We start from the raw sequence: 24,863 nt of genomic DNA, 5'->3' as shown, positions 1-24,863 counted from the left end.
GATTGACTCCTTGTTTTACGTGGGGGTGTTGCGGGGAGAGCGACGGGTTGGATGCGGTTCAGTGATTCAGTGCCGCGACGGCAGCCGCGTGGCAAGGATGATCAGCGCGGCCGCCAGCGGCATGGCGGCGATGATCAGCACGCCCGGATGCAGGCTGCCGCTGGCCGCCTTGGCCCAGCCGATGATGGCGGGGCCCCAGAAGCCGCCGGACAGGCCGATGGTGTTGATCAGCGCGATGCCGCCGGCGGCCGCCGGCCCCTTGATGTATTCGGACGGCATGGCCCAGAACACCGTGTAGGTCATCCACAGGGTGGTGGTGCCCAGCGTCAGCAGCGCGATGGTGCCCGCCAGGTGGCCGTCGGCCAGGGTCGAGCCTGCCAGCAGCGCGGCGCCCGCCAGTGCCGGCACCGCGGCGTGGTAGCGGCGTTCGCGCTTGCGGTCCGAGCGGCGGCCCATGTAGATCATGCCGATGGCGCCGCCCAGATAGGGCAGGGCCGTGTACCAGCCCAGCTGCACCGTGTCGTTGACACCCTGGGCCTTGATCAGCGTCGGCAGCCAGAAGCTCAGCGCGTAGATGGCGGCGATCACGCAGAAGTAGGCGAACGCCAGCACGTAGACTTTGGGGTCGCGTGCCACGGCGCCGAACGAGTGCTTGTGCGCGGCCGGCACGGCCAGTTCCTGTTCGAGCAGGCGCTTTTCGTCGGCGGTGAGCCAGTTCGCATCGGCGGGACGGTCGGGCACGAGCTTCCAGGCCAGCACGCCAAGCACCAGGCAGGGCAGGCCCTCGATCAGGAACATCCATTGCCAGCCGGCCAGCCCGGCATGGCCCGCCAGCGTGGTCATCAGCCAGGCCGACAACGGGCCGCCGACGATGCCGCCGATCGGGCCCGCCAGGAACACGATGGCGATGGCGCGTGCCATGCGCTGCGGCCCGTACCAGCACGACAGGTAATAGATCATGCCCGGTGCGAAGCCGGCCTCGAATACGCCCAGCAGGAAGCGCATGGCGTAGAACGTGGGCACGTCGCGCACGAACAGCATGCAGGCCGACGTGATGCCCCAGAGCACCAGGATGCGGCTGAAGGTCTTGCGTGCCCCGATACGCGGCAGCATCAGGTTGCTCGGGATTTCGAACAGCACGTAGCCGATGAAGAAGATGCCGGCGCCCACGCCGTAGGCCGCATCGGAAAAGCCCAGGTCGCCCTGCATCTGGAGCTTGGCAAAGCCAACGTTGACGCGGTCCAGGTACGCAAACAGGTAGCAGACCAGCAAAAACGGCAGCAGCCGCAGGTTGATCTTCTGATACAGCGCGGCAGTGCCGTCTACGGCGGCGGGGTTCGACATCACTAACATTTGCCAGTCTCCAGAGCGTTGTGATGGTTGTGGGATTGGCTTCGATAGTGGCAGCCGCGTAGACTGATACCAACAGTAACAAAGTCCACACTTCGTTCTTCTGAAAGCAACGCAGCGGCGCTCGGCGCACTAAAAGCGGCTTTTAGATAACAAAAAGGCATGCGATGCGCGAAATCAATCAGCAGCGGCTGCGCTATTTCCGGGAAGTGCTGGCGCACGGCACGATCCGTGGCGCGGCCGAGAGCCTCAATACGTCGCCGTCGGTCATCACGCGCCAGATCCGGCTGCTGGAAGAGGAACTGGGCACCACGCTGTTCGAGCGGCAGGCGCGCGGCGTGCGGCCCACCGAGGCGGCGGCCCACCTGCTGGAGTTCTGGCGCGGGTACCGCTCGCACCAGGAAAAGCTTGAAGACCAGTTGCACGCGCTGATGGGGCTGCAGCAGGGCCTGGTGCAGATCGTGCTGAGCGAGGGCTATGTCGATGCGCTGGTCAACGAGGTGGTGGCGCCGTTCTGCGCGCAATACCCGATGGTCGATATCCGCATGGAGATCCTGCCCGTGGACGACGTGCTCAACGAGGTGGCCGAAAGCCGCGCCCATATCGGCCTGGCCTACAACCCGCCGCTGCACCCGCGCATCGAGTACCGCGCCAGTTCGGCGCAGCCCATCGTGCTGCTGACGCGCCACGATCATCCGCTGGCGCTGCGCGGTGGCGCGGCCACCATCCATGACGTGATGGCCTACCCCCTGGCGCTGATGCCAGAGTCCTATGGCATCGGGCATGCGGCCAGGATGCTGGAATTCGCCGAGAACATCCGCATCCGGCCCACGCTGGTCACCAATTCGCTGTCGGCGCTCAAGCAGTTCGTGGCCTACGACGATTTCGTGACGCTGATCGGCCAGTTCGCCGCCTACCGCGAGGTGGCCGCCGGCAGCCTGGCCACGGTACCGATCGACCATCCGCTGTTCCGGGGCACGCAGGCCCGGCTGCTGGTCAAGGCCGGGCGCCCGTTGCCGGCGGCGGCGCTGGAGGTGCTGGCCTTTATTCAGCATCGCATGGGCATCTTTGCCGAGGGGGGCTGAGGGGGCGCACCGGGGCCTCAGAGCACGTAGCCGCCATCGATGGTCAGGCTGGCGCCGGTCATGTAGGCCGACGCCGGGCTGGCGAGCCAGCTTGCCAGCCCGGCAATCTCCTCGGGCCGGCCCACACGACCCAGCGGAATTTTCGGGATCAGGTGCTCGATCATGTCGGCCGTCATGTCGGTCACGGTCGGGCCAGGCTGGATGTTGTTGATCGTGATGCCGCGCGGCGCCAGTTCCAGCGCCACGTTCTTACCAGCGCCGCCACGGCTGCCTTGGTCATGGCGTAGACCGCGCCACCCGGCGCACCGGTGCGGATGGCCGTGTTGCTGCCGATGGTGATCAGCCGCCCACCGTCGCGCAGCTGCGCCGCGGCAGCCTGGATGGCGACGAACACGCCGCGGATATTCACATCGAGCATCAGGCCGAGATCGGCATCGGCCACGGTGTCGATGGCGCCCAGCCGCAGCACGCCGGCATTGACCACCGTGGCATCGAGCGGGCCGAAGCGCGCCACCGCCTGCCGCACGGCGGCGCGGATGGCGGCCGGGTCGGCACTGTCCGCCGCAATGGCCAGCGCCTGGCCGCCGGCCGCCTCGATCCGCGCTACCACGTCGGCGGCCTTGTCGGGCCGCGTGGCGTAGGTCAGCGCGACGTGAAAGCCGTCCTGCGCCAGCCGCGTGGCAATGGCCGCGCCAATGCCGCGCGAGCCGCCGAATACCAGGGCGGCCCTGGCCGCCTTTGTCGTTGAAAGGTCCATGTCGTTCCTCGTCCTGACTGGTTTGATCTCGGGACGATATTGCGACGGCCGCGTATCCGGTTTGTGTGCGGGCGGGGGGGATTTTGTATTCGTATGTAGTTCGCCGCACCCGCTGCGCGGCCAGCGACTACACTGGCTGGATGGCGCACGGGGCGGCCCGGCGGGGAGGATGCATGTTCGGCAACCTGATTCGCATCGAGACGGGACCAGACGGACACCAGTTCTTCGTCCATACCGACAGCCTGGCCGTGGCAATCATCCTGGTGGCGCTGCTGCTGGCAGCCATCGTGCTGGCGAGCGTGGCCTGCTACTACCTGACCCGCACGCTGATGCTGTGGGCGGTAGGCCGGCTGGCGCGCGGCGAGCACCGCAAATGGCTGCGCGCGGCGGAACGGCGCAAGGTCTTCCATCGGCTGGCGCCGATCGTGCCGGCGCTGATCGTCTACCTGGCCGCGCCGCTGATCAGCAGCCTGACGTTTCCGGTGATTGCGATGCTGGGCGCGCCGCTGGGGGTGGCTGCGGCCTGTTTCATGGTCTACACCGGGCTGCGCGCGGGCTTTGCGTTTCTGGGCAGTATCGAGGACCGCTACAGCCATCTGCCTCACGCCAGCGAACGCCCGATCAAGAGCTTTCTCCAGGTGGCTACGCTCGTGCTGTACCTGCTGGCCTTCGTCGCCATCGTCTCGCTGCTGCTGGGCCGGCCTCCCACATACTTCCTGACCGGCGTCAGTGCCATGACGGCGCTGCTGATCATCGTGTTCCGCGACTCGCTGCTGGGCTTCGTGGCGAGCATCCAGCTGGCGGCCTACGACATGCTGCGCATCGGCGACTGGATCGAGGTGCCCGGCTATGTGGCGGACGGCGTGGTCACCGATATCGCGCTCAACACCATCAAGGTGCGCAATTTCGACAATACGATCGTGACACTGCCCAGCTACGTGCTGCTGACCAATGGCGTCCGGAACTGGCGCGGCATGGTGGAATCTGGCGGCCGGCGCGTAAAGCACAGCATCCCCGTGGATGCGGACAGTGTGCGTTTCTGCGACGACGCGCTGCTGGGCGGACTGAACGCCTGCCGCGCGCTGAAGCTGCCCGTGGCCCCGCAAGCCGACGGTCAGCCGCTGACCAACCTGGGCATGCTGCGCCGCTACATGCTGGGCTATTTCCGCCAGCATCCGGCCGTGCGGCAGGACCTGCCGCTGGTGGTGCGCCACGTTCAATCGGAAAGCCAGGGCCTGCCGCTGGAAGTCTTCCTGTACCTCAGCGACACGCGCTGGGAGACCTACGAGCAGATCCAGTCGGACCTGTTCGATCACGTGTACGGCGTGCTGCCGGTGTTTGGCCTGCGGGTCTGGCAGAAGCGCTAGCCAGCCCGCAGGGCGCTGCCAGGGGCCTCAGGCGTCGGCGGCGCCGGTTGCCGGGTCGGGCATAGCTTTTCTTGCCGCCGACCAGCGCGCAATCCACGCATACAGCAGCGGAATCACCAGCGTACCCAGCAGCGTGGCGCCCAGCATGCCGCCCAGCACGCCGGTGCCCACCGCGCGCTGCGCGCCGGCGCCGGGCCCGGTGCTGATCGCCAGCGGCACCACGCCCAGGATGAACGCCAGTGACGTCATCACCACGGGGCGCAGCCGCTGGCGCGCCGCCTGCGTGGCGGCCTGCACGCGTTCCATGCCGCCGCGCCGCAGTTGCTCGGCATATTCGACCACCAGGATTGCGTTCTTGGCGGCCAGCCCCATGATGACGACCACGCCCACCTTGAAGTAGACGTCGTTGGGCAGCCCGCGCAGCCACACCGCCGCTGCCGCGCCCATCAGCCCGGCAGGCACGATGGCGAGCACGGCCAGCGGCAGCGTCCAGCTTTCATAGAGCGCGACCAGGCACAGGAAGATGAACAGCAGCGACAGCGCGAACAGCCACGGCGCCTGCGTGCCGCTTTGCTGCTGTTCGAACGCGCGGCCATTCCAGCGCACCTCGAAGTCGGGGCCCAGTTCCCGGACCATGGCGTCGAGCCGCGCCATCGCCGCGCCGGTGCTCACGCCGGGCGCCGTATCCGCATTGATGCGCACCGAGGTCAGGCCGTTGTAGCGCTCCAGCGTCGATTCGCTGTTGCCCCATTCCAGCGTGGCGAACGCGCCCAGCGACACCATCTGGCCGCTGGCGTTGCGCACGTGCACGCGAGCCAGGTGGGCGGCCTGCATGCGGAACGGCGCATCGGCCTGCAGGATCACGCGGCGCACGCGGCCTTCGCGGGCCAGTTCGTCGATATAGCGCGAGCCGATGGTGGTCGACAGCGCATGATGGATGGCCTCGGCGTCCACGCCGAAGCTCTCCGCCTTGCGATAGTCGATCGCCAGATCCAGTGCCGGCGTGGGCTGGCCGGCCGTGGCACGCACCTCGGCAAACAGCGGATCGGCCTTGGCGCGCGCGATCAGCTTGTCGCGGGCGGCGTACAGGTCTTGCCGGCCGCCTTCGCGGCGCGTCACCAGGCGCATGTCCAGGCCGCTGGTGCTGCCGAGTTCGGGCAGGGCAGTGCCGTTGTACGGGTAGAGCTGGGCCTCCCCCTTGCCGGGCCACGTTTCCAGGCCCTTGCCCAGCCGCGCCAGCACCACATCGGCCGCGTTGGCGCGGCCACGCTGCTGCCAGTCGTCGAGCGACAGGAACACGCTGGCGCGCTGCTCGCCCGAGCCGCCATTGTTCCAGCCCAGCAGCGAGAACGTGGTCTTGATCGGGAATTTCTCGGCAGTCATCCACTGCTCCATCCGGGCGATGGCCTCGCGCGTCTGGGCCTGGGTGCTGCCCGGCGGCAGTTCCACGTCGATCACCAGTTCGCCGGTGTCCTCTTCGGGCAGGAAGCCGCCCGGCAGTTGCCAGAGCGTCAGCGCGCAGGCGGCCGTCATGGCCAGGTAGACGGCCAGCCAGCGCAGGCGCCGTTGCTGCAGCCGGTGGATCCAGCCGGCATAGCGCGCGGTGAAGGCGGCAAAGCGGGCTTCGAACCACGCCAGCGGGCCACGTGCCGGGGCGGCGCCGTGGCGCAGCAGCGTGGCGCACATGGCCGGCGCCAGCGTCAGCGCAAAGAACAGCGAGAACGCGATCGAGATTGCCAGCGTCATGGCGAAGTGGCGGTAGATCACGCCCACCGCGCTGTCCATGAACGTCATCGGCACGAACACCGCGCACAGCACCAGGGTGACGGCCAGCAGCGCGCCCGAGACCTCGCGCATCGACCGCGATGCGGCCGTGAACGCGTCCACGCCGTCCTCGCGCATGATGCGCTCGACGTTCTCCACCACGACGATGGCATCGTCCACCAGGATGCCGATTGCCAGCACCACGCCAAACAGCGTGATCACGTTCAGCGACAGCCCGAACGCCTGCAGGCAGGCCACCGTGCCCAGCAGCGATACCGGCACCACGATGCATGGGATCAGCGTGGCACGCAGGTTGCCCAGGAACAGCCACAGGATCAGGAACACCAGCACCGTGGCCTCGCCCAGCGTGACGAGCACGCGCGTGATCGAGTTCTGCACGAAGTGCGCGGTGTCGTACGAGATGTCGTAGGTCACGCCGGCCGGAAAGCCGCGGGCGGCCTCGTCCAGCGCCGCGCGCACGATGCGGGAGGTGGCAAGCACGTTGGCGCCATCGGCCAGTTTCAGGCCCATCGACGCGGCTTCGCGGCCATTGAGCGATGAGCTGTACCGGAAGTCGGCGGCTGCCATTTCCACGCGCGCGACGTCACGCAGCAGCACCGCCGAGCCGTCCTTGCCCGGGCGCAGCACGATGCGCCCGAACGATTCCGCATTGGACAGCGGCGCGGGGGGCCGCACGATGGCCTGGAACGATTGCCCCGGCGCGGCCGGCGCCCCGCCAAGCTGGCCCGGCGTGACGCTGCCGTTGCGCGCGCGGATGGCGGCTTCCACATCGGCCGTGGTCAGGCCGTAGGCGTGCAGCTGGTCGGGGTTGAACCAGACGCGCAGCGCGTATTCGGCGCTGTACGGTTCCACCTTGCCGATGCCGGGCAGGCGCCGCAGCATGGGCAGCACCGTGCCCGCCGCGTAGTCGGCCAGCGCGGTCTCGGACATCGAGCCGGTCTTCGAGATCAGCGACACGTACATGAACGGGCTGGCGCTGGCCTGGTCGACGTAGACGCCACCCCGGCGAACCACCTCGGGCAACAGCGGCTCGGCCTGGGCCACCCGGTTTCGCACGTTGACCTGGGCCAGTTGCGGATCGGTGCCCTGCTTGAAGCCGATGGTCACCGTGGCGGTGCCGGCCTCGCTGTTCGAGTCGATATAGAGCAGGCCCGGAATGCCGTGCATCTGCTGCTCCAGCACGGCCGTCACGCGGTCTTCCACGGTGCGCGCGGTGGCGCCCGGGTAGTCGGCGTAAAGAATCACCATCGGCGGGGCCACGGCCGGGTATTGCGCCATCGGAATGCGGTTCAGCGCGACCAGGCCGGCGACCACGGTCAGGATGGCAAGCACCCACGCAAACGCGGGGCGGCGAAGGAAAAAATGCGCCATAGAGGACGAACGACTGCTAACACCGTGCATCGCGCCCGGCCATGCGGCGGCGCGCCGAAGCCCGGCGTGGGTTGGGTGGGTATCGCAAAGTCGGCCGCCGCCAGGCGGATGGGATGCCGGGCGGTCGGTGGGCCGGTGAGGCCCGGTGGCACGGTCAGCGCGGCCCGATGGCTCGATCGGGTAGCGCAGCGCGCGCTTTTGGGTATGACGCTCCGGCCGCATCGGGCCGGTGGCGAGTGTGGCGGATTATAAACATCGCCCCTTGTTGGTGCAATCAAAGGAAATGCGATGCGCCGGCAGGGGGCAGATCCACGTTTCCGGGTTTGCCCATGGCACCCCCGCATCCTATCGTTACAGGTGCAGACCCCGGCGCAGGACTTCCATACGGCCGCTCCCAAGGAGACGTCATGAGCAAGAAGTCAAATATCACGACCTGGATCCTGATCGCGATGATCCTGGGTGCCGTGGTCGGCTATGCGTGCAACACGGCGTTCCCCGATCCGAAGGTGGCAAAGGAGATCGCCGGGTATATCTCGATCATCACCGACGTCTTCCTTCGGCTGATCAAGATGATCATTGCGCCACTGGTGTTCTCCACGCTGGTGATCGGTATCGCGCACATGGGCGATGCCAGCACGGTGGGGCGCGTCGGGGTCAAGGCGCTGGCCTGGTTCATCACGGCGTCGCTGGTATCGCTGACGCTGGGCCTGATCATGGCGACGCTGCTGCATCCGGGCGTGAACATCGGCCTGCCGCTGCCCGACGTGGGCGCGGCCACCAACCTGAAAACCAATGCGTTCACGCTCAAGGACTTCGTGGCGCACCTGGTGCCCAAATCGGTGGCCGAGGCCATGGCCAACAACGAAATCCTGCAGATCGTGGTGTTCTCGATCTTCTTCGGCACGGCCATTGCCACGCTGGGCGAGCGCGGCGCGCGCATGGCCGCCGTGATCGAGGATCTGGCGCAGATCATGCTGAAGATCACCGGCGCGGTGATGTGGCTGGCACCCATCGCGGTGTTCGCGGCGATTGCATCGACCGTGACCACGCAGGGGCTGGGCATCCTGATCACGTTTGCCAAGTTCATGGGCAGTTTCTACCTGGCGCTCTTCGTGCTCTGGGGGCTGCTGACGCTGGCCGGCTTTGTGTTCTTGGGGAAGCGCATTTTCGAACTGGTGCGGCTGATCCGCGAACCGTTCCTGCTGTCGTTCTCCACGGCCAGTTCCGAGGCCGCCTATCCGAAGCTGCTCGACTCGCTCGACCGCTTCGGCGTGAATCGCAAAATCTCCAGTTTCGTGCTGCCGCTGGGTTACTCGTTCAACCTGGATGGCTCGATGATGTACTGCACGTTTGCTGTGCTGTTTATCGCCCAGGCCTATGACATCCACCTGCCGATGGGTACGCAGATCACGATGCTGCTGTTGCTGATGCTGACCTCGAAGGGCATGGCGGGCGTGCCCCGCGCGTCGCTGGTGGTGATCGCGGCCACGCTGAACCAGTTTGGCATTCCCGAGGCGGGCCTGCTGCTGATCATGGGTGTGGACCAGTTCCTGGACATGGGCCGCTCGGCCACCAACGCCGTGGGCAATTCGATTGCCGCGGCCGTGGTAGCCAAGTGGGAAGGGCAGCTGGCTTCCGGGCCGGTGCCCGAGACCGAGAAGGACATACCGGGCGAGGAGCCCCGCACGCCCGGCACCGCGGAGGCCTGACGCCATGCGCGCATCCGTCTGGAAACTGGCCGCAAGGGGCCTGGCCGCGCTGATGCTGTTCGGCTGTGGCGCAATGGCTGCCCAGGCGCAGGACGCCGTGGCGCTGTCCGGCACGCTGAAGAAGGCCAAGGACACCGGCGTGCTGACCATCGGCTACCGGGAGTCTTCGCTGCCGTTTTCGTACCTGAACCAGGCAAAGCGGCCCATCGGCTATTCGATCGACATCTGCCAGGCCATTGTCGACGCCGCAGCCGCCGAAATCAGCCGCAACCTGACCGTGCAATGGGTGCCGGTGACGTCCGAGAACCGCTTCGACGCCATTACGTCGGGCAAGGCCGACCTGGAATGCGGGTCGACCACGCGCAATGCCGAGCGCATGCGCATGGTGGCATTCTCGCCGGTGATCTTCGTGGCGGGGACCAAGCTGATGGTGCCGCGCAATTCGCCGGTCAAGACCTTCCGCGACCTCAAGGGCAAGACCGTGGTGGCAACGGCTGGCACCACCAACGCCAGCGCCATCGAGGACCTGTCCACACGGTTCAACCTGGGCATCAAGCTGATCCACGCCCGCGACCATGCCGATGCCTTCGAGGTGCTGCGCCATGGCGGCGCCGATGCCTACGCCGGCGACGACGTGCTGCTGTACGGCTTCCTGGCGCACTACAACGCGGGCAAGCAGTTCATCGTGACCAGCGAATTCCTGTCCTACGACCCGTACGGCATCATGCTGCGCCGGAGCGATCCGCAATTTGCGGCCGTGGTCGACAAGGCCGTACGCGACCTGATCACGTCCGGCGAACTGGGGCGACTCTACAAGCAGTGGTTCCTGAACCGGCTTCCCACCGGCGAGCGGCTTGGCATTCCGATGAGCGCGCAGCTGGAGGACATCATCGACGCCACGCCGCAGCAGCCGGAGTAGCGGCCCCAGACAGCAGCCAGCGCGACGATCAGGTGGCCCGAGGCCTCCAGAATCGGCAATTTGCGACAAAATCATGAGAAATATGACTCAAGCTGGTGCAGTCATGCAAAACCGATAAGCACAGTTCAAGGTTTGTGCACTGCGATGGCGCAAACTGTACTCTTTCGGCTGTACCTGTTCTGTACGTCCCTCGGGTCACATTCCGGGCCTAGTCTGCAACCATCGCAGCGAGCGCCCGGACATCACACGGAAAACCGGGCCGGGCACTCGGGCACTTGTTCTGGAAGTCGCCCCCATGAGTACTCCCACGCCCGAAAAGGGGCATATCGCCCCCTATACGCACCCGGCCGCCGGCTGGGGTGCGCTCAAGCAGGTCGCCATCAACCTGGTCAAGGAAAGAGTTGCCGGCGGCAAGTACAAGACGCTGTTCAGGCAGAACCAGCCGGACGGTTTCGATTGCCCGGGCTGCGCCTGGCCTGACCGCCAGCACGCGTCCACGTTCGAGTTTTGCGAAAACGGCGTCAAGGCCGTGGCGGCCGAGGCCACCAGCAAGCGCGTGACCAACGAGTTCTTTGCGAAGTACACGGTCACCGAGCTGATGCAGCAGTCGGATTACGAACTGGAGCAGCACGGTCGCCTGACCTATCCGGTGCGGTACGACGCCACCACCGACAAGTACGTGCCGGTGGAGTGGGACGACGCGTGCCGCCTGATCGCCGATCACCTGCGCCGCCTGGACAACCCCGACGCGGCCACGTTCTATACCTCGGGCCGGGCCAGCAACGAGGCGGCTTTCCTGTTCCAGCTGTTCGTGCGGATGTATGGCACCAACAACTTCCCGGACTGCTCGAACATGTGCCACGAGGCCACCAGCCGCGGCCTGCCGGTGACGGTGGGCGTGGGCAAGGCCACGGTGCTGCTCGATGACTTCCAGCTGGCCGACACCATCATGGTCTGGGGCCAGAATCCGGCTACCAATCATCCGCGCATGCTCAACGAACTGCGCGATGCCTCGAAGCGCGGCGCCAGGATCGTGTCGATCAACCCGCTCAAGGAACGCGGCCTGGAGCGCTTTGTCAGCCCGCAGCACGTGACGGAAATGCTCGGCGGCAGCGGCACCCAGATTGCGTCGATGTTCGTGCGGCCCACGCTGGGCGGCGACTTTGCGCTGCTCAAGGGCATTGGCAAGCGCGTCATCGAACTGGATGACCAGGCCGTGGCCACGGGCGGCAAGCGCGTGGTGGATATCGCCTTCGTCAACGACCATACGGCCGGCTACGAGGCATTCGCGGCCGACCTGCGCGCCGAGAGCTGGCCCGACATCGTGGCCGAATCGGGCGTGACGCGCGAGGATATCGACGCGCTGGCCGACGTCTACATCGACAGCGAGCGCACCATCATGTGCTGGGGCATGGGCCTGACGCAGCACAAGCAGAGCGTGCGCACGATCCAGCTGTTGTCCAACGTGATGATGCTGCGCGGCAATATCGGCCGGCCCGGTGCGGGCCTGATGCCGGTGCGCGGCCATTCGAACGTGCAGGGCGACCGCACGATGGGCATCGAGGAACAGCCCGACGACGCCTTCCTGGACCGCCTGGGCGCCACCTTCGGCTTCGAGCCGCCGCGCCACCACGGCCAGGACGTGGTGGCCGCCATCAATGCGATGCTGGAAGGCAAGGTCAAGGTGTTTGTAGGCCTGGGCGGCAATTTCTCGATTGCCACGCCCGACACGCCGCGCACCTGGGAAGCGCTGCGCCAGTGCGACCTGACCGTCAATATCGCCACCAAGCTGAACCGCAGCCACCTGGTGATTGGCAAGGATTCGCTGCTGCTGCCAACGCTGGGCCGTACCGAGGTGGACGAGCAGAACGGCGTGGCGCAGGGCGTGACCGTGGAAGATTCGGTCTGCATGGTGCATATCTCGTACGGCATGAACAAGCCGGCGTCGCCGCACCTGCTGTCCGAGACGATGATCGTGGCAAAGATGGCCGACGCCACGCTGGGATCGAACAAGGTGGACTGGCTGTGGTTCGCGCAGGACTACGCGCGCATCCGCGACGCCATCGAGAAGGTGATTCCGGGCTTCGAGCGCTACAACGAGCGCGTGGCGCAGCCGGGCGGCTTCCACCTGACGCCGGCCTCGCGCAACCGCGTGTGGCGCACGGCATCGGGCAAGGCCGAGTTCCTGGTGCATCCGATCGACCGCGACACGCCGATCAAGCGCGCCCGCGACAAGTACGGCGACGACCTGCTGGTGATGATGACCACGCGCTCGCACGACCAGTACAACACCACGATCTATGGCCTGGACGACCGCTATCGCGGTGTGTTCGGCTTGCGCCGCGTGGTGTTCATCAACCGGGCCGACCGCGAGCGTCTGGGGTTTGCAGAGGGCGAACGCGTAAATATCACCAGTGTCTGGGAAGACGACGTGACGCGCCATGTGCAAGACTTCCTGCTCGTCGACTACGACATTCCGGCCGGCTGCCTGGGCGCCTATTATCCGGAGACGAACCCGCTGGTGCCGCTGGAAAGCATCGGCGACCGGTCGGGCACGCCCACGTCGAAGTCGATTCCGGTGCTGCTGCAACGCGCCGGGCAAGGCTGAAGTTCACCGCAGGGGGTAGTACATGGCCGAACGCGGTTACATCACGCGCGAGATTCGCCGCCACCAGGGCGACGCCGTCGCGCTGGAGATCGACAACGTGGCCGAGGAAGTACCGGTTGCGCTGGTCTACAACGACATCTCGCACGCGGTGATGATGGCGACGCCGCTGGACCTGGAGGCGTTCGCGGTCGGCTTTTCGCTGACCGAAGGCATTGTCGACAGCGTGCGCGAGATCTACGACGTCGAGGTCGAGCCGGGCTGCGACGGCATCGAGGTGCGCCTGAACGTCAGCCAGCGCGCGTTCATGGCCATGAAGGAACGCCGCCGCACGCTGGCTGGCCGTACCGGCTGCGGCGTCTGCGGCATCGAGAGCCTGGCCTTGCTCGACCTGGTGCCCGAGCCGCTGGCGGCGGCGCGCACCATTGCGCCGTCGGCGGCCATGATCCGGCAGGCGTCCGACGCCTTGCGCGCCCGCCAGCACCTGATGGCGGCCACTGGCGGCGTCCATGCCGCGGCGTGGTGCGGGCCGGACGGCCAGCTGCGTGCCGTGTTCGAGGACGTGGGGCGGCACAATGCGCTGGACAAGCTGATTGGCCACCTGGCGCGGGCCCGCGAGAGTTTCGGCGACGGATTCGTGTTCCTGTCCAGCCGGGCCAGCTACGAGCTGGTGCGCAAGGCCGCCCGCATGCAGATTCCGATGCTGGCGACGATCTCGGCGCCAACCTCGCTCGCCATCCGCATCGCGGAACAGGCCGGCGTGCGGCTGCTGAGCTTTTGCCGCCAGGATGGCTTCGTCGAATACACTTCGCCTGTATCCGTATTAGCATCCGATTCGCTGGAGGCCGCAGGCTGACGCCTGGGTGGTCCGGCGCCCCCCGGACCATCCAGAAAAAGGCGAAGACCCTTTGGCAACCCTGTACGAAAAGCTCGCGGCCGATATCGAGGCGCTGGTGCAGCAGGGCGTGCTGCTGCCCGGCGAAAAGATTCCGTCGGTGCGGCAGGCGGCCCAGCACCACCGGCTGAGCATTACCACGGTGATCCGCGCCTACCTGCTGCTGGAGTCGCGCGGCATCCTGGAAAGCCGTCCCCAGTCCGGCTATTTCGTGCGCGCCCGGCCCGGCGAGCCGGCCATCGACCTGCAGCCCACGCGCCCGGCGGCGCGGCCGTCGGCGGTCGATGTCAGCGCGCTGGTGCTGTCCACGCTGCGCTCGATCCGCGCCGACGACGCCGTGCCGCTCGGTTCGCCATACCCCGATCCCAAGCTGTATCCGTGGCAGCGCATCATCCAGTACGCCAACACCATCGGCAAGCGCTATGACACCTGGAGCGTGCTCGACGACCTGCCGCCCGGGTCGCCCGAGCTGATCCGGCAGATCACGCGCCGCTACCTGGAAAACGGCTACACGGTGGACCCGAACGAGGTGATCGTCACGATTGGCGCCACCGAGGCCATCAACCTGTGCCTGCAGGCCGTGGCAAAGCCAGGCGACACGATTGCCGTGGAGTCGCCCACCTACTACGCGATGCTGCACGCCATCGAGCGCCTGGGCATGCGCGCCGTGGAGGTGGCTACCGATCCCGTCGAAGGCATCGACGTGCAGGCGCTGGCCCGGCTGATCGACGAACGGCCCGTGGCCGCCTGCATGGTCATGCCGAACTTCCAGAATCCGCTGGGTTTCCAGATGTCCGACGCGCGCAAGCAGGCGCTGGTGGCGTTGCTGACCGAGCGTGATATCCCCGTCATCGAGAACGATGTCTACGGCGAGCTGTATTACGGCGATGCCCATCCAACTTCGCTGAAATCCTATGACACGGCCGGCATCGTGCTGCACTGCTCGTCATTTTCGAAGACGCTGACGAATGCCTACCGTATCGGCTGGGCGTTGCCGGGGCGATACAAGGAAAAGGTGGAGCGGCTCAAGTTCCTGAATACGCTGACCACTTCGACGATTCCGCAACTGGCGATTGCCGAGTTCCTGCGCCGCGACGGCTACGACTACCACCTGCGCCGCGTGCGCAAGGCCTACGCCCAGCAGGCCAATATCATGGCCGCCGCCGTGCGGCGCTTCTTCCCGGCCGGTACGCGCGTCTCGCGTCCGGCGGGCGGCTACGTGCTGTGGGTGGAACTGCCCGACGAGGTGGATGCCATGGCGCTGTACCACGCCGCGCTGGAGCGGCGCATCACCGTGGCGCCGGGACATATCTTCTCGCCGGTGCCCACCTACACGAACTGCATCCGCCTGAACTACAGCGGCGCCTGGTCGGAAGACATGGAAGCCGCCGTGATCACGCTGGGCAAGCTCGTGGCGACATTACAAGAAAGGGAGACGACATGACGAACGACGCGGCAGACGACATGCCGGAAGACGAGGGCGAGGATCTGGACCCCGTGGTGGGCGCCATCCTGAAGACGCTGTGGGACCACGGCCAGGGCGGATCGGACAAGGGCCTGACCCTGGCCCGGCTGAGCAAGCGCGCCGCGGTGCAGATGAGCGTGCTGCGGCGCATGCTGACACAGTTGGGCGCCGCCGACCTGGTCGAGACGGTCATGGAAGAGGACGGGCGCGGCTCGGCCCGGCTGACCGAAGAGGGGCAGGCGGTGTGCGGGCAGCTGTTTGGCGAGCCCGATGGGGGCGGCGAGACGCCGGTGCTGCATTGATGACGGTGATGGCTTCCTCTCCCATGGCTGGGAGGGAAAGGCAGGCTCGACGGCTCAGACCACCTTGCCCGGATTCATCAGTCCCTGCGGGTCCAGCGCCTGCTTGATCGCGCGCATCATCGCCAGTTCCACGTCGCTCTTGTAGCGGCGGTTTTCTTCCAGCTTGAGCTGCCCCAGCCCGTGTTCGGCCGAGATCGAGCCGTTGTGGGCATGGACGCTGTTGTGGACGATCAGGTTGATGGCGTCCTGGTGCTTCAGGAACTGGTCGTTGTCGACGCCGACCGGCGGCGATACGTTGTAGTGCAGGTTGCCGTCGCCCAGGTGGCCGAACGTGACCATGCGCGATCCGGGAAAGGCGTCCTGCAGCAGCGCATCGGTGGTCTCGATGAAGTCGGCCACGCGCGAGATCGGCACGGCAATGTCGTGCTTGACGTTCTTGCCTTCCTCCACCTGGGCCAGCGGAATATGCTCGCGCAGGTTCCAGAAATCGCGCGACTGCTGCACCGATTCCGCCACGACGGCATCGGTCACCACGCCGGCGTCGAAGGCCGCTTCCATCATGGTCTCGAAGATGCCGCGGGCGTGCGCTTCGCTCTCGCTGTCGGACAGCTCCAGCAGCACCAGTTGCGGATGGTGCTCGCTGAACGGATAGCGCAGCTGCGGAAAGTGCCGGGTCACCAGGTCGATGCACATCGCCGACATCAGCTCGAAGCCGGTGAGCATGGCGCTGGCGTGCGACTGGGCGATAGCCAGCAGGGCCAGCGCGGCGCGCGGGCTCTTGACCGCCGCCAGCGCCGTCACGCGGGCGCGCGGCGCCGGGAACAGCTTCATCACGGCGGCGGTGATGACGCCGAGCGTGCCTTCCGCGCCGATAAACAGGTCGCGCAGGTCATAGCCGGTATTGTCCTTGCGCAAGCCGCGCAGGCCGTCCCAGACCTCGCCGCGGACGTTGACCACCTCCAGCCCCAGGCACAGCTCGCGCGTATTGCCATAGCGCAGCACGGCCGTGCCGCCGGCGTTTGTGGACAGGTTGCCGCCGATCGTGCAGCTGCCTTCGGCCGCCAGCGACAGCGGAAACAGGCGCCCGTGCTCGCGCGCCACGTCCTGCAGCTGCTGCAGGATCACGCCGGCTTCCACCGTGATCGTATTGTTGAGCGGGTCCACCTGGCGCACGCGGTTCATGCGTTGCAGCGACAGCACCACCACGCCCCGCGCGGCGGACTCGCCGGCCCCGGGCGTGGCGCCGCCGCACAGGCCCGTATTGCCGCCCTGCGGCACCACGGCCAGCTTGTGCGCGTGGCAGGCATGCATCACGGCGGCCACTTCCTCGGTGGTGCCGGGGCGCAGCACGGCCAGTGCGTCGCCGGTATAGCGGCGGCGCCAGTCGGTCAGGTACGGCGCCTTGTCGGCCGCGTCGGTCAGCACGTTTTGCGGGCCGATGGCGGCCCGGCAGAGATCGAGGAACGAGTCGGAATGCACGGCGGTCATGGCAATCAGGAGGGTTGGGACGTCTTGGCGATGGTTTTGGCGCGGCGCTTGTAAGGGCGCAGGTACAGGATCGTGCTGACGAAGAACAGCAGCGTCAGGGCGACCTCGGCCCAGGCCAGCCACGACGACGGGGCACGGTCGCTGGTGGCGCGCACGATGCCCTCGGTGAAATACAGCAGGATCAGCATCGACGACCACTGCATGGTGTAGCGATTGCGCATCCAGACGCCGCGCAGCACCGGCAGCAGCAGCACGCACTTCAGGATCAGCCACGAGCCGCCCGGGCGCAGCGGCGCCAGAAACCACTCCCAGGCGATGCACAGCGCGATCAGCGCGATCAGGCTGGTCAGGCTCAGGCGCCAGAGCGCCGGGCTGTGCAGCGCAACATCGTCGGGGGTCTTCATCGTGCGGCGAGCTTCAGGGCGGTTTGTGCCAGCCGGCGGCCCATGGCCGTTGCCAGCGCGGATTCCTGGTCGGTGACCGGGCCGTGGTTGTCCACGTGGGCGTGGTGGCTGGGGCCGTAGGGCGTGCCGCCGGCCGTGGTGGACATCAGGCCGGCCTCGGAATAGGGCAGGCCGACGATTACCATGCCGTGGTGCAGCAGCGGCAGCATCATCGACAGCAGCGTGGTTTCCTGGCCGCCGTGCAGGCTGCCGGTCGACGTGAACACGCAGCCCGGCTTGCCGGCGAGCGCGCCGGACAGCCACTGGGCAACCGTGCCATCGAGGAAGTACTTCATCGGGGCGGCCATGTTGCCGAACCGGGTGGGGCTGCCCAGCGCCAGCCCGGCGCATTCCTCCAGGTCGCGCAGTTCCGCATAGGGCGCGCCCTCGGGCGGGATGTCGGGCGCGGTGGCCTCGCAGACCGTGGACACCGGCGGCACGGTACGCAGGCGGGCCTGGGCGCCGGGGACGCTTTCGATACCGGTGGCAATCAGTTCGGCGAGCCTGCGGGTGGCGCCGTGGCGGCTGTAGTAAAGGACGAGGATGTCGGTCATGGATGGGCAGGCGCGGGCGGCGGACGGTGCCGGGACAAGCGCCGCAAAACGATCCGCGTATTATAGTTGCGGCGCTGCCCCAAGTGCCGCGCCGCCGGCCTCGCGGCTGGTTTCATCGAATCCGAAGGAGAAAGCCCCCGCATGTCCGCCGTCCGCATTGCCCGCCTGCGCAGGGAATGGAACCTGCAGAAGGTGCGCGCACTGGCCCGCTACGCGCTGCGCCGTGCCGGCGAGAACCGCCTGCCGCAGGTGGCCGCCAGCCTGACGTTCACGACGTTCCTGTCCGTGGTGCCCGTGCTGACCGTGGCGTTCGCGCTGCTGGCGGCGTTTCCGATGTTCCGCGAGTTTCGCGGCGAAATCGAGGGTTTCCTGTTCCAGAACCTGATCCCGGGCGGCAATATCAGCGACTCGGTGTCGCGCTACCTTGGGCAGTTTTCCAAGAGCGCGCGCGGGCTGACAGCCCTGGGCCTGGGCGGCCTGATGGTGACGTCGGTGCTGACCATGCTGACCGTGGAAGATGCGCTCAACGCGATCTGGCGCGTCAAGCGCCGCCGCCCGCTGGCCCAGCGGGTGCTCGTGTTCTGGGCCGTGCTGACGCTCGGGCCGGTGCTGATCGGCGGCAGCCTGTCGGTCAGTTCGTACCTGATCTCGATCTCGATGGGCTATGTCGGCAACCTGCCGTTCGGCATGGGCCTGGTGGTCAGCCTGATTCCCATCGGACTGACCGCGCTGGCGTTTGCCTTCCTGTACATGGCCGTGCCGTATGCCTACGTGGACTGGCGCGACGCGATCTTCGCCGGCATCGTGGCTGCCGTGGCCTTCGAGGTTGCCAAGCGCGCCTTCGGCTATTTCATCACCCATATTCCGACCTACACGGCCGTCTATGGCGCGTTTGCCGTGCTGCCGCTGTTCCTGCTGTGGATGTACGTAAGCTGGCTGGTGACGCTGCTGGGTGCCACCATCGCCGCGAACCTGCCGGTGATCCGCGAGGGCCACTGGCGCCGCCGCACGTTCGCGGGCAGCGAGTTTTTTGACGCGCTGGGCGTGCTCTACGTGCTGTACCGCGCGCGCGAGGAGGTGCCGCGCAGCGTGGGCGAACTGGACATGGGGCGCAAGCTGCGGGTGGAGGCCGACTACCTGGCCGGGCTGCTTGCCAAGCTCAAGGCGCTGCACCTGGTGGGCAAGCTGCAGCAGGACCATGGTCAGGCGCACTGGGCGCTGCTGTGCGATCCGTCCCAGGTCACGCTGCGCACGCTGCATGACCGGCTCGTGCTGAACATGGCGCGCCTGCCGCGCACGGCGCTGGCGCAGCAGATGCAGGGGGTGGAGGTGCTGCGTGGCATCCTGGACAACCCGCAGCTGGACCAGCCGCTGGAAGCCGTGTTTCGGCAGCAGACTGCCGGTGCGGCAGCGAACGAAGCGAATGACGCGAATGACGCGGGTAGCGCCGTGGTCCAGGCGGTGCCGCCGGGCCGGCACGGACAGGGCTGAGCACGGCCGGGGCACGCCGCCTGCGCGGCGCGCCTTCAGAACGGGATCTTGCCGCGCAGGATATCGGCGTACATCACCCAGTCGCCCATCAGGCTGTAGAACGGATGCCGGAACGTGGCCGGGCGGTTTTTCTCGAAGCCGAAGTGACCGACCCAGGCGAAGGCGTAGCCCGATACCAGCGCCGCCAGCAGCCACCACGCGTTGCCGGTGACCACCAGGGTCACCAGGCAGGCCAGCGCCAGCGTGGAGCCGGCGAAATGCAGCCGCCGGCAGGTGCGGTCGCGGTGTTCGCCCAGGTAGTACGGATAGAAATCGGCAAAGCTGGCGAATTCCTTGGCATGGGCCTGGGCCATCGCAGTCTCCTGATTTTGTTGTTGTTTTCGAAGTCTTCCTATTCCTGAAGTGTAGACCTTGCGAACGCGGCCAGTGCGTCGAGCACGTCGTCGGGCTTTTCGCCCATCATCGCGTGGCCGCTCGCCACGGACACGACCCGGGCCTTCGGCATCTTGCCCGCCAGCGCCTGGGCCGCTTTTGGCGAGGTCATCATGTCCTTGCTGCCCACGATGAACAGGGCCGGACAGGCCACCGCAGCGGCCGCTTCGTCGCCATGGGCATAGGCGTTGCAGGCGGAGAAATCGGTGTGGAAGACGTGGGCATCAGGGTTGCGGGCGCTGACGCGCTCCATCAGCCGCTGGCTGCCGCCATGCATCCACGCACCGGGCCCCGGCGACGACGGCTTGCTGGCGAGACTGGAAATGGACCACTGGCTGACCATTGCGATGGCATCGCTTTCGCGGTGCAGCGCGGCGTCGAGCAGCGCGTCGGACACCTTCATCGGATACGCCGTGGCCAGCAGCCCGATGCCGCGCACGGCCTGCGGATGCCGGGCCGCACATTCGAGCGCGATCAGTGACCCCATGCTGTGGCCGAACACCAGCGCCGGGGCCGTGACGCCGGCCGCGCGGGCCAGTGCCATGACCCAGTCGGCCATGTCCTCGACGGTGGTCAGCGGCGCGCCCGCGCTGCGGTTGTGGCCGGGCAGGTCCACGGCCAGCACCGAAAATCCGTGATTGGCGAACCAGCGCGTCTGCAGCGCCCAGACGCTGTGATCGTTCTGGGCGCCGTGGACGAAGATCGCGCAGGGCAGGGTGGCGTCGAATGGCTTGCCGCCCGTATAGGCATAGGCCGGTTGGCCGGCAACGGTCAGTTTCATCACGCCTTGCCTCCCATGGCCTTCTCCGCGGCCTTGAGCCCGCGTTTCAGGTCGTCGATCAGGTCGTCCGGGTCTTCCAGGCCGATCGACAACCGGATCGTCCCTTCGCCAATGCCGGCCGCCTTCAGCGCGGCGGCGTCCATGCGGAAATGCGTGGTCGAGGCCGGATGGATCACCAGCGAGCGGGCATCGCCGACGTTTGCCAGGTGCGAGAACAGCGACAGGCTCTCGATAAAGCGCTGGCCGGCCTTGCGATCGGCCTTCAGGTTGAAGCTGAACACGGCGCCGCAGCCGCGCGGCAGTAGCCGTTTCGCCAGTTCGTAGTCCGGATGCGATTCCAGTTCGGGGTAGGCCACCGATTCCACCATCGGGTGGGCGGCCAGGAACTGCACCACGCGGCGCGTGTTGTCGACGTGGCGGCTCATGCGCAGCGGCAGCGTCTCGATGCCCTGCAGAAGCTGCCAGGCCGCCATCGGATTCATGCAGGCGCCAAAGTCGCGCAGCCCTTCGCGGCGCGCGCGCAACAGGAACGGCGCCACCGTGCTTTCCTCGGTGAACACCATGTTGTGGAAGCCCTCGTAGGGCTCGGACAGTTCCGGGAAACGGCCCGAGGCCTCGAAGTCGAACGTGCCGCCTTCGGCCAGCACGCCGCCGATGGTGGTGCCGTGGCCGCCCAGGAACTTGGTGGCCGAGTGGTAGAGCAGGCCGGCGCCATGGTCGAACGGCCGCAGCAGGTAGGGCGTGGTGAACGTGGAGTCCACCAGCAGCGGAATGCGGTGTTCCTGGCCGAGCTGGGCGACCGTCTCGATATCGAGCACGTCCAGGCCGGGGTTGCCCAGCGTCTCGCCGAACAGCAGCTTCGTCTCCGGACGGATGGCGGCGCGCCAGGCGTCGATATCGCGCGGATTGACGAAGGTGGTCTCGATGCCGAAGCGGCGCAGCGTGTAATGCAACAGATTGTGCGAGCCGCCGTACAGCGCGGTGGACGCCACGATATGCGAGCCGGCTCCCATCAGCGTTGCCACGGCCAGGTGCAGCGCGGCCTGGCCCGAGGCCGTGCCGATGGCCCCTGCGCCGTTTTCCAGCGCGGCCACGCGCTCCTCGAACACGGCCACCGTGGGGTTGCTGATGCGTGAGTAAACGTGACCGGCGCGTTCCATGTTGAACAGCGACGCCGCATGCTCGCTGTCGCGGAACACGAACGACGTGGTCAGGTGGATCGGTGTGGCGCGGGCCCCGGTGGCGGGGTCGGGCGCGGCGCCGGCGTGCAGGGCCAGCGTGTCGAAGCGGCTGCCAGACGATGTGGACATGGCGGGAAAGGGCCCGGTCGGCCGGGCCGCGTGTGGTTGTCTCCGACCGGCATCCTAGCATCATGCGCCACACGGGGCAGTCCGGGTTTTTCCCGCCGGATGGGGCCTCCAGGCCCGCCTGGCAGGCCTCTGGAGGTCACGCTCGCTTTACTTGAGGCGGCGGTTTGGGCTAGCATCGACCATCAAACCTGAGCCACAGACCCTGCAATACAAGGCAGCCCTGGAGACACCATCATGAAAGTCAGCGACATCCTGCAGATCAAGGGCAACACGCTCTTTACCGTCAAGCCGGATACGCCGCTGCAGCAGGCCATCCAGACCATGGCCGAGCACGACATTGGCTCGCTGGTGGTCATGGAGTACGGCGATCTCGTCGGCATGCTGACCTTCCGCGAGATCATCGAGGTCCTGGCCGCCAACAATGGCACGCTGGGCACCCACAGCATCCGCAAGGTCATGGACGACGCGCCGCTGACCTGCACCCCCGAAACCGACGTCAACGAGGTGCGCCGCATGATGCTCGAGCGACACACCCGCTACCTGCCGGTACTCGAAAAACGCACGCTGATGGGCGTGATCTCGTTCTACGACGTCGCCAAGGCCGTGGTCGAGGAACAGAGCTTCGAGAACAAGATGCTCAAGGCGTACATCCGCGACTGGCCGGAAGAAAAGGAACAGCCGGCGCGCTAGCCCGCTGCCGTCCGGTGCCGCCACGGCATCGGACCTTCCGGATATCAGACTTTTCTAATTTGGGCCTCTCCCCGTAGCCGATCCTGCCCGCTGCTGGCATGATGGCGGCGAACTGATGCCCCGGCGGGTCACCGGGGTCCACATCCTGTTTGCCATCGATGAGCCAACAAAGCCAGTTTCGCCTGCTTGGCGTGCGCCGTTTCGCCCCGTTTTTCTGGACGCAGTTCCTGGGGGCCATGAACGACAACGTCTTCAAGGTTGCCTTTACCTCGCTGGTCACCTATCACGCCGCGCTGTTCGACGGTGTCGATCCGCATAGCGCCGCTTTCCTGATTTCCGCCATCTTCATCGCGCCGTTCGTGCTGTTTTCGGCCACCAGCGGGCAGATTGCCGACAAGATCGAGAAGTCGCGGCTGATCCGGCTGGTGAAGTCGCTGGAGATCGGCATCATGGTGCTGGGGCTGGCTGGCTTCTACCTGCACAGCGCCACGCTGCTCTACGCGGGCACATTCCTGATGGGGCTGCATTCCACGCTGTTCGGGCCGGTCAAGTTTGCCTATCTGCCCCAGCATCTGGACCAGACCGAACTGGTGGGCGGCAACGGGCTTGTGGAAATGGGTACCTTCGTCGCCATCCTGCTGGGCACGCTGCTGGGCGGCGAACTGGCAGGCCTGACGGGCGCCGATGGCAAGGTGGTGGGACCGCTCTATGTGGGCATCGTCTGCGTCGCCATCGCGCTGGCCGGGCGCACGGTCTCGCAGGGCGTGCCGCTGTCTCCGGCGCCCCAGCCGGACCTGCGCATCAACTGGAACCCGTTCACCGAGACCTGGCGCAACCTGATCCTGGCGCGCCAGAGCCGCGTGGTGTTCCTAAGCCTGCTGGGCATTTCGTGGCTCTGGTTCCTGGGCGCCACCTTCCTGACGTCGTTCTTCAGCTTTGCCAAGGATGTGCTGGGCGGCGACCAGAACGTGGTCACGCTGCTGCTGGCCGTGTTCTCGGTCGGGATCGGCATCGGGTCGCTGCTGTGCGAGCGGCTGTCGGGGCGCCATGTGGAAATCGGGCTGGTGCCGTTCGGGTCGATCGGCATGACGGTGTTCGCGGTGGATCTCTTTTTCGCCACGCATGGCCACGCGTCGGTCGGCGCGCTCAGCGGCGTAGGTGGTTTCCTGGCCCAGCCGGGCCACTGGCGCGTGCTGGTCGACCTGTTCTGCGTGGCGATGTTCGGCGGGTTCTACAGCGTGCCGCTCTATGCGCTGATCCAGAGCCGTTCGGCGCCCACGCACCGTGCGCGCATCATCGCCGCCAACAACATCCTGAACAGCTTCTTCATGATCGCCGCGTCGCTGCTGGGTGTGTTCATGACCCAGGCGGGCTATTCGATCCCGCAGCTGTTCCTGGTGGTCGGGCTGCTCAATGCCGTGGTGGCTGTCTATATCTACACGCTGGTGCCCGAGTTCCTGCTGCGCTTTATCGCGTGGCTGCTCGTGCATACCATCTACCGGCTGCGCCGCGTGAATGCCGAGCGGATTCCGGAAGCGGGCGCCGCCGTGCTGGTCTGCAACCACGTGAGCTTTGCCGATGCCGTGGTGCTGATGGCCGCCAGCCCGCGCCCGGTGCGCTTTGTGATGGATCACAATATCTTCAAGGTGCCGGGGCTGTCGTGGTTCTTCCGCCAGGCCAAGGCCATTCCGATCGCGCCGGCGCGCGAGAATCCCGAACTGCTGTCGCGTGCCTACGACGCCGTGGCGGCTGCGCTGGAAGACGGCGAACTGGTCTGCATCTTCCCGGAGGGCAAGATCACCGCCACCGGCGAGATCAACTCGTTCAAGACTGGTGTTTCGCAGATCATCCAGCGCACGCCGGTGCCGGTGGTGCCGATGGCGCTGCGCGGCCTGTGGGGCAGCTTCTTCTCGCGCAAGGGCGCGCCGGCCATGACCCGGCCGTTCCGGCGCGGCCTGCTGAGCAAGCTGGAACTGGTGGTGGGCGAGCCGGTGCCGCCGGAGGCGGCCACGCCCGAAAGTCTGCAACAGATGGTGCTTGCCCTGCGCGGCGACTGGAAATAAC

At 66.8% G+C, this 24,863-nt stretch carries 19 protein-coding genes and 1 pseudogene; 11 read left to right on the top strand and 9 right to left on the bottom strand.

Going from position 1 to position 24,863, the window contains the following annotated elements; genetic code table 11:
• Window positions 1-66 precede the first annotated feature (66 nt).
• Window positions 67-1,353 (bottom strand): MFS transporter, encoded by a 1,287-nt coding sequence (locus A9J21_RS19250; RefSeq protein WP_066738625.1) that lies wholly within the window; start codon window positions 1,351-1,353, stop codon window positions 67-69.
• A gap of 164 nt (window positions 1,354-1,517) precedes the next feature.
• Between A9J21_RS19250 and A9J21_RS19245 the strand changes: the two genes are divergently transcribed.
• On the top strand, window positions 1,518-2,435 hold the full coding sequence (locus tag A9J21_RS19245) for a LysR family transcriptional regulator (protein ID WP_066738623.1): 918 nt from the start codon (window positions 1,518-1,520) through the stop codon (window positions 2,433-2,435).
• Between the two features lie 17 nt (window positions 2,436-2,452).
• Here A9J21_RS19245 and A9J21_RS19240 read toward each other — a convergent pair.
• A pseudogene (locus tag A9J21_RS19240) lies at window positions 2,453-3,192 on the bottom strand (SDR family oxidoreductase).
• Window positions 3,193-3,365: 173 nt separating this feature from the next.
• Between A9J21_RS19240 and A9J21_RS19235 the strand changes: the two are divergent.
• Complete coding sequence (locus A9J21_RS19235) at window positions 3,366-4,559, top strand: mechanosensitive ion channel family protein (protein WP_066738621.1); 1,194 nt, start codon at window positions 3,366-3,368, stop codon at window positions 4,557-4,559.
• A gap of 27 nt (window positions 4,560-4,586) precedes the next feature.
• On the opposite strand, the gene A9J21_RS19230 is transcribed toward A9J21_RS19235, so the two are convergent.
• Complete coding sequence (locus tag A9J21_RS19230) at window positions 4,587-7,715, bottom strand: efflux RND transporter permease subunit (protein WP_066738620.1); 3,129 nt, start codon at window positions 7,713-7,715, stop codon at window positions 4,587-4,589.
• A gap of 407 nt (window positions 7,716-8,122) precedes the next feature.
• Between A9J21_RS19230 and A9J21_RS19225 the strand changes: the two genes are divergently transcribed.
• From A9J21_RS19225 to A9J21_RS19200, 6 genes are all read left to right on the top strand, one after another.
• Window positions 8,123-9,424, top strand: a complete 1,302-nt coding sequence (locus A9J21_RS19225) for a dicarboxylate/amino acid:cation symporter (protein WP_066738619.1) — start codon at window positions 8,123-8,125, stop codon at window positions 9,422-9,424.
• A 4-nt stretch (window positions 9,425-9,428) separates the two neighbouring features.
• Complete coding sequence (locus tag A9J21_RS19220) at window positions 9,429-10,343, top strand: amino acid ABC transporter substrate-binding protein (RefSeq protein WP_156546004.1); 915 nt, start codon at window positions 9,429-9,431, stop codon at window positions 10,341-10,343.
• A 295-nt stretch (window positions 10,344-10,638) separates the two neighbouring features.
• Window positions 10,639-12,951 (top strand): FdhF/YdeP family oxidoreductase, encoded by a 2,313-nt coding sequence (locus tag A9J21_RS19215; RefSeq protein ID WP_066738618.1) that lies wholly within the window; start codon window positions 10,639-10,641, stop codon window positions 12,949-12,951.
• 22 nt (window positions 12,952-12,973) lie between these two features.
• A complete protein-coding gene (gene fdhD, locus A9J21_RS19210) occupies window positions 12,974-13,804 on the top strand; it encodes a formate dehydrogenase accessory sulfurtransferase FdhD (protein ID WP_066738616.1) in 831 nt (276 codons plus the stop codon).
• A gap of 52 nt (window positions 13,805-13,856) precedes the next feature.
• A complete protein-coding gene (locus A9J21_RS19205; RefSeq protein ID WP_066738613.1) occupies window positions 13,857-15,287 on the top strand; it encodes a PLP-dependent aminotransferase family protein in 1,431 nt (476 codons plus the stop codon).
• A complete protein-coding gene (locus tag A9J21_RS19200) occupies window positions 15,284-15,610 on the top strand; it encodes a hypothetical protein (RefSeq protein ID WP_066738611.1) in 327 nt (108 codons plus the stop codon). Before A9J21_RS19205 ends, A9J21_RS19200 begins: the two co-directional genes overlap by 4 nt.
• A 54-nt stretch (window positions 15,611-15,664) precedes the next feature.
• On the opposite strand, the gene A9J21_RS19195 is transcribed toward A9J21_RS19200, so the two are convergent.
• From A9J21_RS19195 to wrbA, 3 genes are read right to left on the bottom strand one after another with little or no spacing between them, the layout of a single operon-like run.
• Window positions 15,665-17,089: an FAD-binding oxidoreductase gene (locus tag A9J21_RS19195; RefSeq protein WP_156546024.1), complete on the bottom strand. Its 1,425-nt coding sequence runs from the start codon at window positions 17,087-17,089 to the stop codon at window positions 15,665-15,667.
• Window positions 17,090-17,103: 14 nt separating this feature from the next.
• A complete protein-coding gene (locus A9J21_RS19190) occupies window positions 17,104-17,502 on the bottom strand; it encodes a DUF2069 domain-containing protein (protein ID WP_066738607.1) in 399 nt (132 codons plus the stop codon).
• The gene (gene wrbA / locus A9J21_RS19185; protein WP_066738606.1) at window positions 17,499-18,095 is read right to left on the bottom strand and encodes an NAD(P)H:quinone oxidoreductase; all 597 of its coding nucleotides are present in this window, start codon (window positions 18,093-18,095) and stop codon (window positions 17,499-17,501) included. Before wrbA ends, A9J21_RS19190 begins: the two co-directional genes overlap by 4 nt.
• A 141-nt stretch (window positions 18,096-18,236) precedes the next feature.
• Between wrbA and A9J21_RS19180 the strand changes: the two genes are divergently transcribed.
• Window positions 18,237-19,586, top strand: a complete 1,350-nt coding sequence (locus A9J21_RS19180; RefSeq protein WP_066738604.1) for a YihY family inner membrane protein — start codon at window positions 18,237-18,239, stop codon at window positions 19,584-19,586.
• 35 nt (window positions 19,587-19,621) lie between these two features.
• Here the strand turns inward: A9J21_RS19180 and A9J21_RS19175 are convergent, their stop codons facing one another.
• Genes A9J21_RS19175 through A9J21_RS19165 form a run of 3 tightly spaced genes read right to left on the bottom strand, consistent with a single transcriptional unit; the run spans window position 19,622 to window position 22,109 of the window.
• Window positions 19,622-19,939 (bottom strand): Mpo1-like protein, encoded by a 318-nt coding sequence (locus A9J21_RS19175; RefSeq protein ID WP_066738602.1) that lies wholly within the window; start codon window positions 19,937-19,939, stop codon window positions 19,622-19,624.
• Between the two features lie 38 nt (window positions 19,940-19,977).
• Entirely contained in the window at window positions 19,978-20,799 is an 822-nt protein-coding gene (locus A9J21_RS19170; RefSeq protein ID WP_066738601.1) for an alpha/beta fold hydrolase, read from the bottom strand.
• Window positions 20,799-22,109, bottom strand: coding sequence for an O-acetylhomoserine aminocarboxypropyltransferase (locus A9J21_RS19165; RefSeq protein WP_066738599.1), 1,311 nt, complete (start codon window positions 22,107-22,109; stop codon window positions 20,799-20,801). Before A9J21_RS19165 ends, A9J21_RS19170 begins: the two co-directional genes overlap by 1 nt.
• 234 nt (window positions 22,110-22,343) lie before the next feature.
• Here A9J21_RS19165 and A9J21_RS19160 point away from each other — a divergent pair, with 234 nt between their 5' ends.
• A complete protein-coding gene (locus tag A9J21_RS19160) occupies window positions 22,344-22,799 on the top strand; it encodes a CBS domain-containing protein (RefSeq protein ID WP_066738597.1) in 456 nt (151 codons plus the stop codon).
• Window positions 22,800-22,957: 158 nt separating this feature from the next.
• Window positions 22,958-24,862 (top strand): MFS transporter, encoded by a 1,905-nt coding sequence (locus A9J21_RS19155; RefSeq protein WP_066738595.1) that lies wholly within the window; start codon window positions 22,958-22,960, stop codon window positions 24,860-24,862.
• The last annotated feature ends 1 nt before the right edge of the window (window position 24,863 follow it).

Source organism: Cupriavidus sp. D384 (genome assembly GCF_001652915.1).
Lineage (GTDB): Bacteria > Pseudomonadota > Gammaproteobacteria > Burkholderiales > Burkholderiaceae > Cupriavidus.
Note: the sequence above shows the minus strand (reverse complement) of the source record. Positions and strands in the feature narration are given on the sequence as shown.

Bases quoted from the DNA above. Each gene is read 5' to 3' on its own strand.
- A9J21_RS19250 (WP_066738625.1), bottom strand. From the start codon at position 1,353: ATGTTAGTGATGTCGAACCCCGCCGCCGTAGACGGCACTGCCGCGCTG.
- A9J21_RS19245 (WP_066738623.1), top strand. From the start codon at position 1,518: ATGCGCGAAATCAATCAGCAGCGGCTGCGCTATTTCCGGGAAGTGCTG.
- A9J21_RS19235 (WP_066738621.1), top strand. From the start codon at position 3,366: ATGTTCGGCAACCTGATTCGCATCGAGACGGGACCAGACGGACACCAG.
- A9J21_RS19230 (WP_066738620.1), bottom strand. From the start codon at position 7,715: ATGGCGCATTTTTTCCTTCGCCGCCCCGCGTTTGCGTGGGTGCTTGCC.
- A9J21_RS19225 (WP_066738619.1), top strand. From the start codon at position 8,123: ATGAGCAAGAAGTCAAATATCACGACCTGGATCCTGATCGCGATGATC.
- A9J21_RS19220 (WP_156546004.1), top strand. From the start codon at position 9,429: ATGCGCGCATCCGTCTGGAAACTGGCCGCAAGGGGCCTGGCCGCGCTG.
- A9J21_RS19215 (WP_066738618.1), top strand. From the start codon at position 10,639: ATGAGTACTCCCACGCCCGAAAAGGGGCATATCGCCCCCTATACGCAC.
- fdhD (WP_066738616.1), top strand. From the start codon at position 12,974: ATGGCCGAACGCGGTTACATCACGCGCGAGATTCGCCGCCACCAGGGC.
- A9J21_RS19200 (WP_066738611.1), top strand. From the start codon at position 15,284: ATGACGAACGACGCGGCAGACGACATGCCGGAAGACGAGGGCGAGGAT.
- A9J21_RS19190 (WP_066738607.1), bottom strand. From the start codon at position 17,502: ATGAAGACCCCCGACGATGTTGCGCTGCACAGCCCGGCGCTCTGGCGC.
- wrbA (WP_066738606.1), bottom strand. From the start codon at position 18,095: ATGACCGACATCCTCGTCCTTTACTACAGCCGCCACGGCGCCACCCGC.
- A9J21_RS19180 (WP_066738604.1), top strand. From the start codon at position 18,237: ATGTCCGCCGTCCGCATTGCCCGCCTGCGCAGGGAATGGAACCTGCAG.
- A9J21_RS19175 (WP_066738602.1), bottom strand. From the start codon at position 19,939: ATGGCCCAGGCCCATGCCAAGGAATTCGCCAGCTTTGCCGATTTCTAT.
- A9J21_RS19170 (WP_066738601.1), bottom strand. From the start codon at position 20,799: ATGAAACTGACCGTTGCCGGCCAACCGGCCTATGCCTATACGGGCGGC.
- A9J21_RS19165 (WP_066738599.1), bottom strand. From the start codon at position 22,109: ATGTCCACATCGTCTGGCAGCCGCTTCGACACGCTGGCCCTGCACGCC.
- A9J21_RS19160 (WP_066738597.1), top strand. From the start codon at position 22,344: ATGAAAGTCAGCGACATCCTGCAGATCAAGGGCAACACGCTCTTTACC.
- A9J21_RS19155 (WP_066738595.1), top strand. From the start codon at position 22,958: ATGAGCCAACAAAGCCAGTTTCGCCTGCTTGGCGTGCGCCGTTTCGCC.